We start from the raw sequence: 17051 nt of genomic DNA on the forward strand, positions 1-17051 counted from the left end.
ACGCGTGCCGATTGCCGCAGCGAAGAGGCGGATTGCGGTGAGCGCGCTCGCGGCTCGTTCCTCCTTGGCAAAGATCAACCCCGTCATGGTGAGGTGGCGAAATGTTCGTGACACGTGCGCTCGTGGCAGTGCTGGTGCTGGGCTTGATGTCGGGATGCGACAACAGTCCCAATCCGAACTTCCAGAACGCGCTCGATGCCCAAGCAGCGGCAAAGGCAGGCGATCCCTACGCAGATCTCGACAATGACGATCGCCGCTGGGGTCTGCGCAATTATTCGAGCCAGGAGCCGGCAAAGCAGCTGGGCTATGCGCAAAAGACCGCAGTCGGCATCCAGGGAAGCTATTCCGGCCTGTTGAGCAAATTGGCCGATGACAAGAAGATATTGGGCGCCAAGGCTCTCTATGCCTTTTGCCGCCCGAAATTCGATGCGGCGAATACGCTTGCCAATGCCGACAGTATCACTGCCGCCGCGCGTTCGGCGCAAGCGCAGCAGCTCTTCGCCGGCCTCGGTCAGTGTCGCGACAAGGCGATCGATGCTGAGGAGCATGGCGACAGCGACGCAGGGCCGGTGATCAAGCGTTTCGCCTCGGTCGGCATGGTGCTCGTGGGCGCCTCGACGGTCGCGAAGGGTGATCGTGCCGCTGGCGAGCAGCTTTGGAAGCGGGCGTCCAAGCTTGCCGACGACGATACGCCCGGCTTCCAGATCAAGCTCGACAATTTCCGCTGACGTGACCGCGCGGCGAGGAGTCGCGCCTGTATCCCTTGCAACCCAGGACTTCCAATGAGCGACGCGCTATCGATTCAGATCGATCCCAAGGAATATCGGCTCGATGGGCGGCTGATGCGCCGTATCGGGATGCTCTTGAAGCCCTATTGGCTCAATAAGGCGCATTGGAAATCCTGGCTACTCCTGACCTTTTCGATCCTGGTGGGGCCGGCCTGGGCCTATTACAATTACAAGATTGCCTTCGTGGCTTCCGATCAGGCCAATGCGCTCGTCGGGCGCGACAGCCATCAATGGTTTTTCCTGTTCTGGCTGCTCGCGGCGCTGGGCTTTGGCCAATGGGTCTATGGCCAGGTCATGGACCTGCTCAATACGCTGATGCGGATGCAATATTATCGCTGGATGACCGAGTGGATGGTTGACCGGTATATGCGCAACAAGACCTATTACGACATCGCGATGAAAGGCGATATCGACAATCCCGACGAACGCATCCAGGACAATGTCGAGCCGTTCATCGGGGCCTTTGTCGGGCTGCCCGGGCAGGTTCTCGGGACCATATTGGGGCTGATTACCGGCGGCGTGCTGATGACCCAGGTGACGACCGGCATGATGTGGTTCGTGATCATCTATTCCTTCGCCAATATGGCGCTCCAGACGCTGATCGTCATTCCCTTGATCCGCAAGAATTTCGAGCGCGTTGCGGCCTTTGCCGACTTCCGGTTCGGCCTGCTGCGCATCCGTGACAATGCCGAAACGATCGCGTTCTTCCGCGGAGAGGAAATGGAGAAGCGGCAGATCAGCGACCGGCTCAGCCGCAATATCAAGAACCGGATGGATATCTATTATTATAATCTGAAGATGGGGTTCCTGACCTTCTTTACCGGCAAGGTCTGGGAATGGGCGCCGTTGGTCTTCATCTATCCGCTCTATTTCAGCGGCAAGATCGAGTTCGGCATGATCGCGCTCGCGACGGGTGCGGCGGGCACGTTGGCCGGCGCCATCCAGTCGGTTCAGGGCTATTTCCCCATGCTTGCAGGCGTTGCGCCGACTGTCGTCCGCTTGTCGCAGATCGTCGAGCGCTTCAATGCCATGGAGGAGCAGGCCGCCAAGCTCGAGGAGCATATCCATATCGACCAGGGCGACTATGTCGAATTGGACGATGTCTGCTTCGAGACGCCGGGCGGCGAGCAGAAGCTTGCCCAGCACGTCTCGTTGCGGGTCGATCCCGGCGAGAGCCTGATCATCATCGGGCAGACCGGCGTCGGCAAGAGTTCGATCCTGAGGTCGATGGCAGGGTTGTGGATCAGGGGATCGGGGCGGATGGTGATGCCGCCTCCGCGCGACACCATGTTCGTGCCGCAAAAGCCCTATATGATGCTCGGCAATCTTCGAGCGCAGCTCCTTTATCCGCATGGGCGCGACGATATGTCCGAAGCGGAGCTCCAGAAGATCCTGGAAACCGTCTGTCTTCCGGACCTGATTGCCAATAATGGCGGACTTCAGGCTGAATGCGATTGGTCGAAAGTCCTGTCGCTGGGCGAGCAGCAGCGCGTTTCCTTTGCCCGCATCCTGATTTCCAAACCCAAGTTCGTCTTCCTCGATGAATCGACCAGTGCGGTCGATATTCCGACCGAGGCGCGGCTCTACCAGGCGCTGAGCGACGCCGGCGTCACCTTTATCAGCGTCGGGCATCGCGAGACGATCCTGCGCTTTCATGATCGCGCCCTTCGTCTGGTTCCAGGCGGTAGTTGGGAAATCCTCGAATCGCGAATGATCGAGACGACTCCCGTTGCGCCGCTTGGCGCGGCGCGGCCGCGGATGATCGTTCACGCCGTGGCGGAAGGAGAGGCGGGGTGAGGGGCGCTTCGTCCATGTCGAACAAGGCCATGCACTGGCCGCGATCGGGTCGGACGGTTGCTCATTTTGGTAATTTAAGTGGCGGCCGGCAGATGCGGTTCGGGGAGTTCCATCCGAATTGGGTCTAATTCCCGCGGCTTGCACGCAATGAAATTTCGATTGCGGTCCCTTGGCTGGTGGTTCGTTCTATCAGCTGGAGGGACATGTCATCGTGGTGCAATGCGCGGGCGAACTATGCGTATTTTTGGTCCATAATGGATGTAAATCTCCATGGACCGGAGTCGCGTCGCGGTGAGTGCCGAGGGCGATCCGATCGATATCGAAGCCGAGTTCATCCGCAACCGGCCGCAACTCGAATATCAGATCGCCCGCGTCGTACGCTGCTCCGAAACCGCCGCTGATCTCGCGAGCGATCTCTATCTGAAGCTTAGGCGCGTTAATCCGCTTTGCTACACGCATGGTGAGGCCTGGGCTTATCTCACCAAGATGGCGCGCAGCACTGCCATCGACCACATCCGGACCGGCGGCCGCCGCCGCCTCCTCCTCGACGAGGCATCGGATTGCCTCGAGCCCGAGCCTGAGATCAACGCGGAAGCGATGATGGTCGCACGAAGCGAGATGCGTCTCGTCGAGGGCGCCCTTGCCGAATTGCCCGAAAAGGCGCGCGAGATGCTCTATCTCTCGCGCGTTGTCGGCTTGACGCATAGCGAGATCGCCGAGCGGCTCGGCGTGTCAAAAAGCCTGACCGAAAAATATATCGCCCGCGCGCTCATCCATTGCCGTCTGCGCATGGCCGAGCATGCGAGAAACGAAGAGCTTTGCGGACACGGATTGGGCGCCGCAGCGCCCAGGGCTCCCGGCAAGCCCGCGGTGCTGGGATGACGAGCGAGGCGCTCGCATCCGGCCAGAGCGCGGGCGATGCCGATCTCGGCCGGGCGAGCCGTTACGCGATGGCGTTGGGCTGCCGATATTCGATTGCGGGGCTTGGGCCTCTGGGTCGTTCTAAGGCCACCATAGTTTGGGCGTGGTTCGTGAAGGGCATTTCGGGAGCGCGCTGCTCTTGCAAATGGCCGAGCCATGCGCCGCATTGCAGAGGAGATATGCACGTGACTGCCCTTTTCCCTCCCAACTCCTCTGCAGCTGCCAGTCGACGAATGCGCGTTTTGGGCTATCTGGGGGCGGTCGCCTTGATGTCAATGTCGGCTTCGGCATTCGCGCAGACGGTCAAGTCCGTGCCGATGAGTTCGCTGGTCGTGCCGCGCAACGTCACGTATTGGGAAATGTTCACGCACGCGACGCTTATCGTGAAGGCGGTGATGCTGCTGCTATTGGCGGCGTCGCTCGTGACCTGGACGATCTGGATCGCGAAGCTTGTCGAACTGCGTTCGGCCAAGAGCCGGCTGAAGGCTGATATCGCAACCCTAAACGCCGCGCCGTCGATCGAAAAGGCGGGTGCGATGCGCCTCGAGGCTTGCGGTGCGATGCTCAAGGCGGTGCGCACCGAAATGGCGCGCCTCGGCAAGCTCGCATCGTCGAGTGTCGCCGAAGGGATCAAGGAGCGGGTGGCGGCAAGGCTCGTCAATGCCGAGACCAATGCGGTCGACCAGGTCATGAAGGGAACGGTGGTGCTCGCGACGATCGGTGCGATCGCACCGTTCGTCGGTCTGTTCGGCACCGTCTGGGGCATCATGAACAGCTTCATCGGCATCAGCCAGTCGAACACCACCAACCTTGCCGTGGTGGCGCCCGGTATCGCCGAGGCGCTCCTGGCAACCGCGATGGGCCTGGTGGCGGCCATTCCCGCCGTCGTCATGTACAATGCGGTGGCGCGCGCGATCGCCGGCTATCGCCGCCAATTGTCCGAGGCATCGACCCAGATCGCCTGCCTTCTCAGCCAGGACCTGGACGGCGCGCAGCGCGCCGATACCGTGTCCGTCAAGGCCGCCTGAGCGGCCGGCCCCGAGGAGAGGAGACAGGCCATGGCCATGAAACTGGGGCACACCCATGACGGGCTCGACCTCAATCACGACATCAACGTCACGCCGTTCATCGACGTGATGCTCGTGCTGCTCATCATCTTCATGGTGGCAGCGCCGCTCGCGACGGTGAACGTGCCGATCGATCTGCCGGTGTCGACCGCCCAGGCGCAGCCGCAGAATGACGATCCGATCATCCTGACCTTGAGCAAGAGTCTGACGCTGACGATCGGCAACGACCCGGTCGCGCGAACGGAGCTTGCGACAAGGCTCAAGGAGCGCACCAAGGGCGACGCCAATGCGCGGCTGTTCTTGAGGGCCGACAAGGGCGTCTCCTATGGCGACCTGATGGGGTTGATGAACGACCTTCGGGATGCCGGCTATCTCAAGGTCGCGCTGGTCGGGCTCGACGACAAGGGAGCGGCACAATGAAAGTCGCACTCGCTCAGCGCAGGGTGTTCGCCTGCGGCGCCGTGTCACTAGGGCTTCATGCAAGTGCCGCCGCGGCGATCTTCCTGGGGTTCGGTCAGGCTGTGGCGCGGCCACCTTCGGCGGCGATGGTAGTCGAGATGGCAAGTCTCCCGTCGGCGCCGCCCGCACCACCCAATCTCGCGCCGCCGACGCCCCAGCGTCAGGAAGCGACTCCCAAGCCCGTCATCGACAAACTCAAGATTCCGCCGCTTCCCAAGCTCGCGCTCGACATCAAGCCCGAAGTGGCGGTGCCGATCAAGCCGCCCGAAGAGCAGAAGCGCAAACCCGATCCCAACCAGAAGCCGGACGATGTGACGACGCCCCAGTCGGCACCGCAAGCGCCCAACAAGGACGCCCCCAAGGCGCCGAGCTTCGGGGATCCGGTCCAGTCGGCGACCGCCGAGCAGAATTGGTACAGCAAGGTGTTGGCCGCGCTCGAGCGCAAGAAGCGTTATCCTGGCGAAGCGCAGCGGTCCGGCCAGGAAGACGTCGTCTATGTGAAGATCTTCGTCGACCGTAGCGGCCGGGTGATGCAATCGAGGATCAGCAAGAGCCATGGCTTCGGACTGCTCGACGATGAAGTCATGTCGCTGGTCCGCCGGGCAAGCCCGCTCCCCGCGCCGCCCAAGGAAGTGACCGGGCAGACGATCGACTTGCTGGTGCCGGTCGAGTTCTTCCTCAAGCGGCAGACCGCGAGCCGATAAGATGGAGGGCGAGATGCGGGAAAGGAACGGCCGGCACGGCAGCTTGTCATCGCAGGCCAGAAAGCCTAGCGAACGGCAGGTCGCCTTTCCCCTATCGTCAACCGTTTTTGCACCTGATTGCGGTACTTTGGTCTTTCGGACGTTCTTAAGCGCATGATCAACGACAACGAGCCTTCGCCAACCATCCGCATGGGCGCCGATCCGGCCCAGGAGGCTGTCGATTGGCTAGTGCGGCTGACGTCGGGAGAGGCGAGCGATCAGGATCGGGCAGCGTTCGCTGCCTGGCACGCAAAACCCGCTCATGCTGCGCATTATGCCGAGATCGAGCGGATCTGGGATATGGCCGGGCCGGCGCTCGAGGCGCCGCCCAAGGTCGTCCCGCTGCCCATCGTCCGTCCGCGTCGATTTGCCTGGGCCAATCGCCGCAACCTTGCTGTCGCGGCGTCGCTGGCGCTCGCGGTTTCGCTCGGTTTCCAATACGAGCACAATTGGCGCCACGACCAGGTGGCGCCGGGCAGTGCGCAAAAGGTAGCCGAGCTTGCCGACGGCTCGCGGCTGGTTCTCAACCCGGGCGCGGCGATCGACGTCGCTTATAAGGATGGCGTCCGGCACGTGACCCTGGCGCGGGGCGAGGTCTTCTTCGACGTCAAGCACGACCCGGCACATCCGTTCATCATCGATGCCGGTGCAGGCAATGTGCGCGTGCTCGGTACTGCGTTTTCGGTGCGCCGTGACGGCGACGATGGCGTGGTCATGGTCGAGCGCGGCAAGGTCCGCGTCCAGGCCGGCGATGCCATGGTCGATCTCGTCCGCGGCCAGAGCGTCACCTATCGGCCCGGCGCGGAAGGCAAGGTCACTTCAGTCGACCCCGATGTCGATCTGGCCTGGTCGCGAGGGCGCCTGATCTTCGAGAACAAGCCCCTGGGTGAGGTGATCGAAAAGCTCGATGCCTATTATCCGGGTCGCCTCATCCTGGTCGACCGCCAGGCAGCACAGCGTCGCGTCAATGCGGTGATCGACCTAGCTCGGGTCGATGCCTGGCTCGACGCGCTCCATCGCTCGCAGAATGTCGCGGTGCATCGCGTCCCGGGTGTGGTCACCATTCTCGACTAAATGGCCTGCCCGGTCCTGACAGGACGACCGCGGGGGTGGAGGTTGATCGCGCGCGTCATCTGGCGCGATCTTTAATGTTCTTGCGCACCATAGCCGAGCGTTGATCCTGCCGCGACGCCGTTGCGGATTCGGGTGTTGCTGATCGTTGGTCTCCAGTCGGCGCATGGTGCGCTGGAGAACCGATCATGCTTCAAAAAAGTATCACCCTCATCGTTGCGGCAGCGGCCGCGGTGAGTGTTGCCGCCCCGGCCTGGGCTGAGGATGCAGCTACCAAGACATGCAAGAAGCCCGAGTTGCGCGAGCGTTTCTCGATCGGCCAGGAAGACATGCAGATCATCGCGGCCTCGGTGCAGGACTATATCAACTGCCTCCAGCCGCAGATCGATGCCAAGCGCACCAAGGCGCAGAAGATGCTCGACGATGCGCGAGCCGAAGCAGAATCGGCCAATGCCGATATCGTCGCGCTCAACACCTTCATCGACGACTTCAAGAAGTTCCAGCTGAAGCACAAGGACGACAAATAAGCATGTTTCGTGACCGGCGCTCGCCCGCCATCTGGGGTGCCAACAGTCTCAGGCGCCAACCGCGCGCCAGCCACCCGCCGAGCCCTTCGGGGATAGGACAATTGATCGTGTTCGGCGACAGCTTCAGCGATACCGGAGCAGGCTATGTCGACAGTAACGGTCCGACGGCCGTCTTTCACCTTGCTCGCGGTTTCGGGCTCGATCTCCTCCCCGCCGGGGCCGCTGCGGTCGGCAAGAAGGCAAGCCGCAATTATGCCGTAAGCGGCGCCGGGTCCGATGCCTCGCCAGGCGGCCTCGTCAAACGCCATATCCTGGGAAGGGGCCTTCAGATTCAGGTGCAGGATATGAAGGACGATCTTGAAGGCGGGCGGGTGATGATCGACGCGCATACCGTTTTCTTCATCGCGATCGGCTTGAACGAAGGGCAGCGCCCGACGGACGAGACGATTGGCAACCTACTGGTAGCTATCGAGGCGCTGTACGCGATGGGTGCGCGCTATATCGTCCTGGCAACGGTGCCGGAGCGATTGCCGGAATTTCCCGATGTCGGCCAGCGCCTCAATCCGGCCTATCGCGCGCTTGCCAGCGAATTGCCCGCGCGTCTTCCCGGCCTCCGGTGCCTGATCAGTGAGTGGGGCGCGTTTTTCGATGCCATCCGCGAGGCTCCGCGCCATTATCAGATCGCCAACGTGACCGATCCCTGCTGTTCCGGCCGCGCCTTGTTTGGCGAGGTCGTAGCGCCGCGCGCCGACCCCGATCGCTACTTCTATTACCATCCCGGCCATCCCTCGGCGGCTGTCCATCGCCTGGTCGGCGAACGGCTTGCAGCGGAAATGAACGCCTGGCTGCGCGGCTGACCACCCGCGGGCCTTCGGCTCCGAGGAAGTTCGAGCCCGCTCCTTTTCCCCCCTTTCGCAGAACTGATCGGCCCTGGCGCCCCGGGTGGACGGTGTGGCCAAGCTGACCGTCGCCCGTTTGATGCGCGACTTGCCATCACTGGCGGCTGCTCAGGCCCTTCTTCAATACAGGAACCCGTCTTCATGGAAATCCGCGACCTTCGTATCGAGATGCGCACCGACCCCCTTGGCCTGGATGTGCGCGAGCCACGCTTCAGCTGGAAGCTCCGATCGGAGACACGCGGTGCCCGTCAAACCGCCTACCAGCTTCAGATCGCCGGGTCGCCCGCGGCGTTCGACGGGAGCGCACTGCTGTTCGACAGCGGCAAGCTCGCGTCCGATCAGTCGCACCTCATCGATTATGAGGGGCCCGCCCTGGCGTCGCGCGACCGCCGTTTCTGGCGCGTCCGCGTGTGGGATGAGACCGACGCGCCGACGTCCTGGAGCGACATCGCCCAATGGGAGATGGCACTGCTCGAAGCTGAGGACTGGAAAGCGTGCTGGATCTCGCCGCCCGGTCAGGAACGGGGCAGGGTGGCCGAGCCGCCCACGCTTTTCCGCAAGGAATTCGAAGTGCGGGCCGGCCTTGTCTCCGCCCGCCTTTATGCAACCGCGCAGGGGCTCTACGAGGCCGAGATCAATGGCGGCGTCGTCGGCGACCTCGTCCTGGCGCCGGGCTGGACCAGCTATCGCCATCGCATCCAGTACCAGATCTACGACGTGACGGCCCAGATCCGGCAAGGCCCGAACGTCATCGGCGCGACCTTGGCCGATGGCTGGTTCCGGGGGCCGCTCTTTGCCGACAAGCGCTGGAATTGCTTCGGGACGCGGACCGCGCTTCTGATGCAGCTCGAACTCACCTATGAAGACGGTACGAACGAGGTCGTCGTGACCGACCCGAGCTGGAAATGCTCGACCGGCCCGATCCTGATGTCGGAAATCTGTGCCGGCGAGACCTATGACGCGCGGCTCGAATTGCCGGGCTGGTCGGCGGCTGGTTTCGACGATGCCGCCTGGCAGGCCGCGGACGAGCTCGGTCCCAATCTCGTCGAGCTCATCGCCCAGAACGGATCGCCCCTGCGGCGGATCGGCGAGATACAGCCGGTCGAGGTGACGACCGCCCCTTCGGGCGCAACCATCGTCGATTTCGGCCAGAACATGGTCGGCTGGGTAAAGGTCGCCGCCCAGGGTGAGGCGGGGCATGTCATCACCCTGCGCCATGGCGAAGTGCTCACCCCCGAAGGCGAACTCTATACCGCCAATCTCCGTTCGGCCGAGCAGACCTGCACCTATACGCTTAAAGGTACGGGCGAAGAGGTGTTCGAACCCCGTTTCACCTTCCAGGGTTTCCGCTTCGTCGAGGTTGCGGGGATCGAGGCGGCCGACGTCAAGTCGGCCCTGAGGGGCATCGTCATGCATTCGGACATGGCGCATGTCGGGCATTTCGAGACGTCTGATCCCCTCCTCAACCAACTCCAGAGCAACATTCTCTGGGGACAGAAGGACAATTTCATCGATATTCCGCTCGATTGCCCGCAGCGCGACGAGCGGCTCGGCTGGACCGGCGACGCACAGGTGTTCGCGCCGACCAGCGCCTTCAATATGGACGTCTCGCACTTCTTCGCAAAATGGCTCGCCGATGTCGCGCTCGAACAGGCAGCCGACGGTGGCGTTCCCTGGGTCGTCCCCAGCGTCTTCGGCAATAACGGCGCTTGCGGCTGGGGGGATGTCGCGACCTTCGTGCCGATGGTTCTCTACCGCCAATATGGCGACAAGCGCTTGCTCGAAGCGCATTATCCGATGATGCAGAAATGGGTCGGCTACATGGCCGAGAAGGCGGGTGCCGAGCATATCTGGAGCGGCGATTTCCAGTTCGGCGACTGGCTCGATTTCTTCTCCTCGACCCGCGGCACCGATCACGGCATGACGTCGGAAGACCTGATCGCGACCGCCTTCTTCGCCCGCTCGACCTGGCTCACGGCCGAGGCGGCAAATGTTCTCGGCCGCGACGAGGAAGCCGAATCCTATCGCCGGTCGTTCGAGCGGATCCGTGCGGCCTATTGCGAGCGGTTCGTCTCGAGCGAGGGCCTGATCGGCGAGGACACGCAAGCCGCTTATGCCATCTCGCTGCAGTTCGACTTGCTGGAGGACGAGGAACTCCAGCGCAAGGCCGCCGCGCGGCTCGCCGGCGACGTCAATTATCGCGGGCATCTCACGACCGGGTTCCTGGCGACGCCGCTCCTGCTCGATGCGTTGATGCGCTACGGCTATCAGAAGGAGGCCTTCTATCTCCTCCAGCGCCGCGAGTTCCCCTCGTGGCTCTACCCCGTCACCAAAGGCGCGACGACGATCTGGGAGCGATGGGACGGGATCAAGCCTGACGGCAGCTTCGGCAAGGTCCATATGAACTCGTTCAACCACTACGCTTATGGTGCGGTGGGCGACTGGATGTACCGGACGATCGGCGGGCTCGCGGTCGATCCGGCCCAACCCGGCTTCAAGCGCTTCCTGGCTGCACCCCGGCCGGGCGGCGACCTCAGTTCGGCCGAGCTTCGCTATGCCGGGCCTTATGGTCAGATCGAACTCAAATGGCGGGCCGATGAGGGCCGGATGACGGTCGCCCTGCTGGTCCCGCCCAATAGCGTTGCAGGATTGCGCTTGCCGGGTGCGGCAGGCGCTCTGGTCGAGGAAGGCGGGCGTCCGATCGGCGAGACCGGCCTTGCCGGTCGGGCCGAGGAGGTCGGCGGCGACCTTGCCTTCGAGCTCGAAGCGGGGCGTTACGCCTTTTCCTACGCCCTCAGCGCTCTGGCCGGTTGAATCGGTGGCAGTTCGTCTCGGCGGGCTGCCACTCCAATCACCTTGCTCCCTTCCCGAGCGAAAGGATTCCGGATGGATCGTCAGATGTTGAACGCGGCGCTTGCACCGATGGCGCAGACGATATTTCCGCAATTATGTGCTATTGAGCAGAATGGCGGGCTGCCGCCCTCTCTGCTGGCGGACGCGGCGACGGTTGAGGTTGCGCTGTCGCCGGCGCGGCTCAGTCTGTTGCCGCCCATGTTCGGGGCTGAGCGGTCGGTAGGTGATGCGCTGCAGGCGAGGTTCGAGGCGCTGCAATTCTCGCCCGAGCGGATCGACGATCTGGTCGGGCAGATGGGCGAGGCGATTGCTGAAGGGACAGTGGCGGTCCCCGCGAATTATTCCGGGGAGGCGCTCGCGCTCGAACTGTCCGCGATCACCTATGTGATCGCCTCTTATGGACTGGGTCAGCCGGTACGGTGTCCGCATACGGATGGTCCGGTATTCGAGGCGGGCAGCTGGCAATATGTCGACGCGGCCGCCGCCGCACTCGAGATCGCGGATCAGGCGGCTCAGAGCGGAGAATCCGTTTTTGCCGCCTCGCTTCGGACGGCGCTGGCCTTGCTCGACGTCAACGATTTTCGAGGGCATTTTGCGCTCGAGCCGACTATCGAGGGCATCAACAAGGCCGCCAAGGCGGCGGCCGCCTCGACCGATTGGTCGCATCATCCCTATTCCGCGATCGTCATTCCCGGCTTCGGTCCGTTCGACAGCGGCCTGGCCGTCAGCCCGCGCGGGCGGCTGCAGGTGCAGCTCGCGGCCAAGCATTTCGAGCTGGGCCTGGCTCCGTTCATTGTCGTGTCTGGCGGACGTGTCTGGCCGGCGCGCACGCGCTATCGCGAATCCGAACAGATGCGCACGGCCTTGATCGAGGATTTCGGCATCGATCCGGCTGCCCTCATCGTCGAGCCTTATGCGCGCCATACGCCGGCCAATCTCAGGAACGCGACCCGGCAATTGGTGTCGGTCGGCGTACCGCTCGACAAGGATGTGCTGGTCGTCACCAACAACGATCAGCTGGATCATATGATGTCCGAGATTTTCGGCATGCGGTGCATGCAGGAGCTCGGCCACTTGCCCGGCGCCTTTGGTGCGCGCGTGTCGGCGGTTGCGGCTGCGTTCCGGCCATCGCTGGAAGCGCTCAAGCGCAATCCGATGGATCCGCTCGATCCCTGATCGAGTCCGCCGGCGAGCCGGTTCGTGGGACCGGCTGCCGGCATACACTGGGGTATGGCTTGGACTGCCCGGCCCAACCGGGTGATGCTTCATCCCCTTGGCTTGCAGCAAAAGCGCAGGCGGCCGGTCGAACCGGCATTCCTATCGACATGTGCTGTCAGCGGCGTTGCCGGCGCCTGGCATCGAGGCCCTGTATAATTTTCTCGATTCCGGTGTTGGGAATTTCCAATGGTGACGTGTCTTCTTCCGACGGTCGAACGGGCCGTGTACCATGAAGAGGGGGAAGACACGTAATGCACAGGTCGAAAAGAGCGTCGGGGAAGATCGTCGCGCGGATACTCGCCACCACGGCGATCGGTTTTGCGCTCGGCGTTGCTTTCCCTGCCACGGCCATGGCGCAGGCGGTCAGCAATCAGCAGGCTTTTGATATCGATGGCGGCGACCTCGGCTCGGGGCTAAACAAATTCGCCTCCGTGACCGGATACCAGCTGCTTTATCCGAGCTCTCTCGTGCAGGGAAAGACCACCCAGGGTGTCCATGGGTCGCTGAGCGTCGAAGCGGCGCTCGCCCAGTTGCTTGGCGGAAGCGGCCTGACCTTCCGCGTCCTGCAAGGTCGGACGATCCAGATCGAAGCTCTTCCCGAGGGTGACTCTGGCGAGCGTGTTCTGGGAGCGGTGCGGGTCCAGGGCTCGCAGGATAGTGGAGGGAGCCTGGCCGGCTCGACGCCGGTTAACGGAATCAACGGGTCGCGGGACGTGACGGCGACCGAGGGCACCGGAAGCTATACGTCCAACGCCTTGACGGTTGGATCGAAAACGCCCGCCAGTATCAAGGATACGCCGATGACTGTGTCGGTGCTGACCGACCAGCGGCTCAAGGACCAGAACATCACCGATCTGGACACCGCCATGCGGAATCTGCCTGGCGTCACGGTCGTACATAATGGAACGGTCGGTTCCGAGCTGCAATTTTACTCGCGCGGCTTCCAGATCACGCAGTTTCAATTCGATGGCGGCGCAGCCATGGATGGATCGGCGAATGGCTATTATCGGCCGATCATCGATCTATCCCTGTATGATCATATCGAACTTGTGAGAGGTGCGACGGGGACGTTCAACGCCTTCGGCAGTCCTGGCGGCGTCGTCAACCTCGTGCGTAAGAAGCCGCTCGACCATCAGCAATTCACCTTCGACTTGCAATTGGGATCGTGGGACTGGCATCGGGCTAGCGTCGACGTGACAGGGCCTTTAGGGTTCGATGGCAAGTTGCGGGGGCGGTTCATCGCTACGCATCAGGACAACAATTACTTTTACGACACGGCCAAGGCGAACACCAACGTCCTTTCCGCTTCGCTGGAATATGATCTGGGTCCTGCCACTCTCCTCAGCGTCGGCGCGAACTATCAGGACGTCCATGACGTGCCCTGGGCGGCCGGCCTGCCGCGATATCTTGACGGACGGTCGCTGGGTTTGCCGCGATCGACTTGCTTATGTTTTGGTTTCGACCGGGACGATGCAGAGAATAAGGAATTCTTTGGGCAGATAGATCAGCGTATCGGATCGAATTGGAATTTCAAATTTAAGGCGACGCGCATCAATCAGTCGCGTATAAATTATGTGTCATCTATCGCGGGTGCGGTCAATCCTTACTCGTTGCAAGGTGCTAGTGCGCAGCCCGGATCCCTTAGTGAGGCCCGGGTTCGTCAATCTATGTTTGAGGCAACCCTAGATGGAAGGTTTCGGTTATTCGGACAATATCAAAAGATACTGCTGGGCGCCAACTACTCGATGGCCAACCCGTCGGGGGCCGTCGCATATTCAAACTATGATATTTATACGATGACGGTTTTCCCCTTCCAGGGAGTGAATGACAATAGTGTGAACGTGTTCGATTTCAATTCGGACGAATGGGGAAGGCCGGCAGCATCATCCGTGATTGGAACTATCCGACCATTTGCCGATAGCCGCGTTCTGAACTCCTATGCAAGTTTCGAATTATCTCCCTTGAAATGGATGCATATAGATTTTTCACTCCGGTATTCTCAATACCGAAATCGAAGCCTTATATTACAGGCGTGTAACGCAAGAACGATTAGGTTTCCATTTTATAAATGCTTCGGACATTCAATTGGTGAATATCTACCATTTTCTGCCGGCAATAAGCTTCAGGGGTCCAATTTCTCCTGGCCACCAACGGTTCAATTGAGATTTGATATTAATAATAATTTAAGTGCATCAGCAATATACACTGATATATACGTAAATCAGTCGAATTATCTCAACAAAGACGGATCGCCAATGCCGCCCATTACCGGTGGAAACTTAGAGGGAGAGTTAAAATGGCAGTCGCCGAATCAGAAATTCAATGCGACCATTTCTAGCTATTATACGAAGCAGCATGGCGATGCCTTCTTCGATTGCGGATATGATGGTGGACCAGCTTGTACGACAACCAATTCAACATCAGACCCAAATCAGCTAAATCAACAAACGCAATGTTGTTACAAGACGAATCCTGCATACGCAAAAATAAGTTATGGATTGGATTTTGAGCTGTCCGGTGAGATTCGTCGAAACTGGCAAATTTCATTTAGCTATAACTATAACAAAAACTTTATAAAAGGAGATGACGTACTTTTTAACGGTCAACGCAAACCATTGGATTCCTTCGAGCCGCGGCACAAATACCAAATTTGGACTACATATACCGTCGGCAAGACTTCCAAGCTTGCTGGAGCAGTCGTTGGTTTTGGTATCCGTGGCCAAAGTAAGACATTCGTTTCGGATGGATATTGCAAATCATTCGTATTGAATCAAGATACTGGTGAGCAGGATTGCGGAGAATTCCAGTCCGTATTGTTTACAGATCCCGGCCATATCGTGTTCAGCGGGAGCTTGGGATTCAAGTTAAACTCTAAGATGGGCATTGATGTTCAAGTGGAAAATATCTTGAACTCGACCTATTATGAGACCGTTGGTAGACTGGGCTCCGGAAATTGGTATGGCAGTCCGCGAAGTGTCAAGGTGACGCTTCGCAGCAAGCTCTAGACTCAAGGATCGCGCGGTCGGGCGGCCTCGGCTACTCGACCGCAGCCCCTGAAAGTCATGGCTGGCGGGCTCGCGTAGACCCTCAGACGTAATGATGCCGATGATCGGGTGCGGTTCGATCGTCGATTGATCGTTCGATCTTCCGACAAGGGAAGTTGGCCGATGACGACCGCGCTCCAAAGCCGCCTCGAAATACATTGGTGGCCGCTATGCCGCTTCATCGCAGGCCGTGTTGGCGATGCGTCTGCGGCGGCCGACATCACGCAGGAGGCCTTTGCGCGGTTTGCCGGGCTCCCGGAGGACCGTTTCCCGGCAAACCCCAAGGCCTATCTCTTCGCCGTCGCTTCGAACCTGGCGGTCGATCATCTGCGCGCGCGTGGCGGCACGACGGCGTTGAGTATCGATGAGGACGGTGTGGATGCGGTCCCGGATCCGGCGCCGCGTGCTGATACCGCGCTCATTTCCAAGGAAGAGTTGCAGATCCTTCAAGCGGCCATCGATGATCTCCCGCCACGCACCCGCGAAGTGTTCGTGATGTGCAAATATGACCAGCTTTCTTATGCCGAGATCGCTGATCGCCTGGGTATCGCCCGCAACACGGTCATGGTTCATATGACACGCGCCTTGTCTCATTGCCGGGATGCCCGCCGCCGCTATCGCGCCGAAAGCGAGTGATGTTCGTGCGGGCGATTTCGTCTAGTCTTCTCGAGATGTCGATTGGGGTTCCGGGCAAGTGACAGGCGATCCCATTATCGAGGACCAAGCGGTCGAATGGTTTGCGCGGTTGCGCGACTTGCCCGTCCAGGATTCGGTGAAGGCCGAGTTTGCGCAATGGAAACTCGCCGACCCCGCGCATGCCCGTGCTTATGACGAGATCTGCGCCTTATGGTCGGATCTGGACGGTCTCGACCTGTCCGCCGACCGTGAGCCGGTCGGTGCGGGGGCCGCTGACGAGCAAATCAAGGTGGCCGCGCGGAGCGGATGGACGTGGCGGTTGATGTCGATGGCCGCCGCGATACCGTTGCTGGCGCTGCTGGGAACGGCGACGCTCCTTCCCGAAGGCGGGCCAGCGGCGCTGCTCGCCGATGCGCGCACCGCACGAGGCGAAATTCGGACCGTGGATTTGCCGGATGGGAGCACGGCCGTCTTGGACGGTTCGAGCGCGCTGTCGTTCGACATGTCGGGACCCGAGCGCCGCGTCACATTGGTGGCCGGCCGCGCCTTCTTTCGGGTGCGTCATTTGCCGGCGCAGCCCTTCTCGGTTTCCGCGGGCGATGCGGTGATCCGGGATATAGGAACGGCTTTCGAGGTTTCGCGATTGCCCCAGGGCAATCTGGTCTCCGTGCAGGAAGGGCGGGTTGAAGCTCTCCTTTCCGGAAAAGCGCCGCATTTGCTCGGGGCAGGCGAGGCCTTGTCCGCGAATGGTGCCGATAGCACCCGAGTGCGAGAGAATGCGGTCGCATCCTGGCGATCGCACCGCCTGGTGTTCGAGAACATGCCGCTTGGCCAAGTGCTCGGCGAGCTTGGGCGTTATCGTGGCGGCTGGATCGTCGTCACCGATCGTGCCGCGCGGGATCGGCGCCTGACCGGTTCCGTCGATACCGCTCAGCCGGACGAGGCGCTGCAGGCGATCGCCGGCATGGCGGGACTCAGCGAAACGCGATTGGGACCGGTGACTCTGCTCCAGCGCGACTGACCGCCGG

General features: G+C 61.2%; 14 protein-coding genes. All 14 read left to right on the plus strand.

Features of this window, described 5'->3' with window-relative positions; translation table 11 throughout:
* Positions 1-101 precede the first annotated feature (101 nt).
* The 14 genes from Q0L25_RS14475 (at position 102) to Q0L25_RS14540 (ending at position 17044) form a co-directional block, all read left to right on the plus strand.
* Positions 102-728, plus strand: a complete 627-nt coding sequence (locus Q0L25_RS14475; RefSeq protein ID WP_296615409.1) for a hypothetical protein — start codon at positions 102-104, stop codon at positions 726-728.
* A 54-nt stretch (positions 729-782) separates the two neighbouring features.
* Entirely contained in the window at positions 783-2585 is a 1803-nt protein-coding gene (locus Q0L25_RS14480; protein ID WP_296615410.1) for an ABC transporter ATP-binding protein/permease, read from the plus strand.
* Positions 2586-2855: 270 nt separating this feature from the next.
* The gene (locus Q0L25_RS14485; RefSeq protein ID WP_296615412.1) at positions 2856-3467 is read left to right on the plus strand and encodes an RNA polymerase sigma factor; all 612 of its coding nucleotides are present in this window, start codon (positions 2856-2858) and stop codon (positions 3465-3467) included.
* 308 nt (positions 3468-3775) lie between these two features.
* Complete coding sequence (exbB, locus tag Q0L25_RS14490; RefSeq protein WP_296615413.1) at positions 3776-4534, plus strand: tonB-system energizer ExbB; 759 nt, start codon at positions 3776-3778, stop codon at positions 4532-4534.
* Positions 4535-4564: 30 nt separating this feature from the next.
* Positions 4565-4993 (plus strand): TonB system transport protein ExbD, encoded by a 429-nt coding sequence (gene exbD / locus Q0L25_RS14495; protein WP_296615415.1) that lies wholly within the window; start codon positions 4565-4567, stop codon positions 4991-4993.
* The gene (locus tag Q0L25_RS14500; RefSeq protein WP_296615416.1) at positions 4990-5736 is read left to right on the plus strand and encodes an energy transducer TonB; all 747 of its coding nucleotides are present in this window, start codon (positions 4990-4992) and stop codon (positions 5734-5736) included. The genes exbD and Q0L25_RS14500 overlap by 4 nt, the downstream gene beginning before the upstream one ends.
* 153 nt (positions 5737-5889) lie before the next feature.
* Positions 5890-6849, plus strand: a complete 960-nt coding sequence (locus Q0L25_RS14505; RefSeq protein WP_296615418.1) for a FecR domain-containing protein — start codon at positions 5890-5892, stop codon at positions 6847-6849.
* A 185-nt stretch (positions 6850-7034) separates the two neighbouring features.
* Positions 7035-7373 carry a hypothetical protein gene (locus Q0L25_RS14510; RefSeq protein ID WP_296615420.1) on the plus strand — a complete coding sequence of 113 codons (339 nt, stop codon included), beginning with the start codon at positions 7035-7037 and terminating at the stop codon, positions 7371-7373.
* Positions 7374-7375: 2 nt separating this feature from the next.
* Entirely contained in the window at positions 7376-8230 is an 855-nt protein-coding gene (locus Q0L25_RS14515; protein WP_296615422.1) for an SGNH/GDSL hydrolase family protein, read from the plus strand.
* 183 nt (positions 8231-8413) lie between these two features.
* Entirely contained in the window at positions 8414-11086 is a 2673-nt protein-coding gene (locus tag Q0L25_RS14520) for an alpha-L-rhamnosidase (RefSeq protein WP_296615424.1), read from the plus strand.
* A gap of 72 nt (positions 11087-11158) precedes the next feature.
* Positions 11159-12301 (plus strand): YdcF family protein, encoded by a 1143-nt coding sequence (locus Q0L25_RS14525; protein ID WP_296615426.1) that lies wholly within the window; start codon positions 11159-11161, stop codon positions 12299-12301.
* A 293-nt stretch (positions 12302-12594) separates the two neighbouring features.
* A complete protein-coding gene (locus tag Q0L25_RS14530; protein ID WP_296615428.1) occupies positions 12595-15348 on the plus strand; it encodes a TonB-dependent receptor in 2754 nt (917 codons plus the stop codon).
* Positions 15349-15510: 162 nt separating this feature from the next.
* The gene (locus Q0L25_RS14535; RefSeq protein ID WP_296615429.1) at positions 15511-16023 is read left to right on the plus strand and encodes an RNA polymerase sigma factor; all 513 of its coding nucleotides are present in this window, start codon (positions 15511-15513) and stop codon (positions 16021-16023) included.
* A 58-nt stretch (positions 16024-16081) separates the two neighbouring features.
* Entirely contained in the window at positions 16082-17044 is a 963-nt protein-coding gene (locus Q0L25_RS14540; protein WP_296615432.1) for a FecR domain-containing protein, read from the plus strand.
* The last annotated feature ends 7 nt before the right edge of the window (positions 17045-17051 follow it).

This window comes from Sphingomonas sp., assembly GCF_024508665.1.
In the GTDB taxonomy this organism is placed as follows: domain Bacteria; phylum Pseudomonadota; class Alphaproteobacteria; order Sphingomonadales; family Sphingomonadaceae; genus Sphingomonas.

Coding starts and splice junctions, on each gene's coding strand:
- Q0L25_RS14475 (WP_296615409.1), top strand. CDS start 102: ATGTTCGTGACACGTGCGCTCGTGGCAGTGCTGGTGCTGGGCTTGATG.
- Q0L25_RS14480 (WP_296615410.1), top strand. CDS start 783: ATGAGCGACGCGCTATCGATTCAGATCGATCCCAAGGAATATCGGCTC.
- Q0L25_RS14485 (WP_296615412.1), top strand. CDS start 2,856: ATGGACCGGAGTCGCGTCGCGGTGAGTGCCGAGGGCGATCCGATCGAT.
- exbB (WP_296615413.1), top strand. CDS start 3,776: ATGTCAATGTCGGCTTCGGCATTCGCGCAGACGGTCAAGTCCGTGCCG.
- exbD (WP_296615415.1), top strand. CDS start 4,565: ATGGCCATGAAACTGGGGCACACCCATGACGGGCTCGACCTCAATCAC.
- Q0L25_RS14500 (WP_296615416.1), top strand. CDS start 4,990: ATGAAAGTCGCACTCGCTCAGCGCAGGGTGTTCGCCTGCGGCGCCGTG.
- Q0L25_RS14505 (WP_296615418.1), top strand. CDS start 5,890: ATGATCAACGACAACGAGCCTTCGCCAACCATCCGCATGGGCGCCGAT.
- Q0L25_RS14510 (WP_296615420.1), top strand. CDS start 7,035: ATGCTTCAAAAAAGTATCACCCTCATCGTTGCGGCAGCGGCCGCGGTG.
- Q0L25_RS14515 (WP_296615422.1), top strand. CDS start 7,376: ATGTTTCGTGACCGGCGCTCGCCCGCCATCTGGGGTGCCAACAGTCTC.
- Q0L25_RS14520 (WP_296615424.1), top strand. CDS start 8,414: ATGGAAATCCGCGACCTTCGTATCGAGATGCGCACCGACCCCCTTGGC.
- Q0L25_RS14525 (WP_296615426.1), top strand. CDS start 11,159: ATGGATCGTCAGATGTTGAACGCGGCGCTTGCACCGATGGCGCAGACG.
- Q0L25_RS14530 (WP_296615428.1), top strand. CDS start 12,595: ATGCACAGGTCGAAAAGAGCGTCGGGGAAGATCGTCGCGCGGATACTC.
- Q0L25_RS14535 (WP_296615429.1), top strand. CDS start 15,511: ATGACGACCGCGCTCCAAAGCCGCCTCGAAATACATTGGTGGCCGCTA.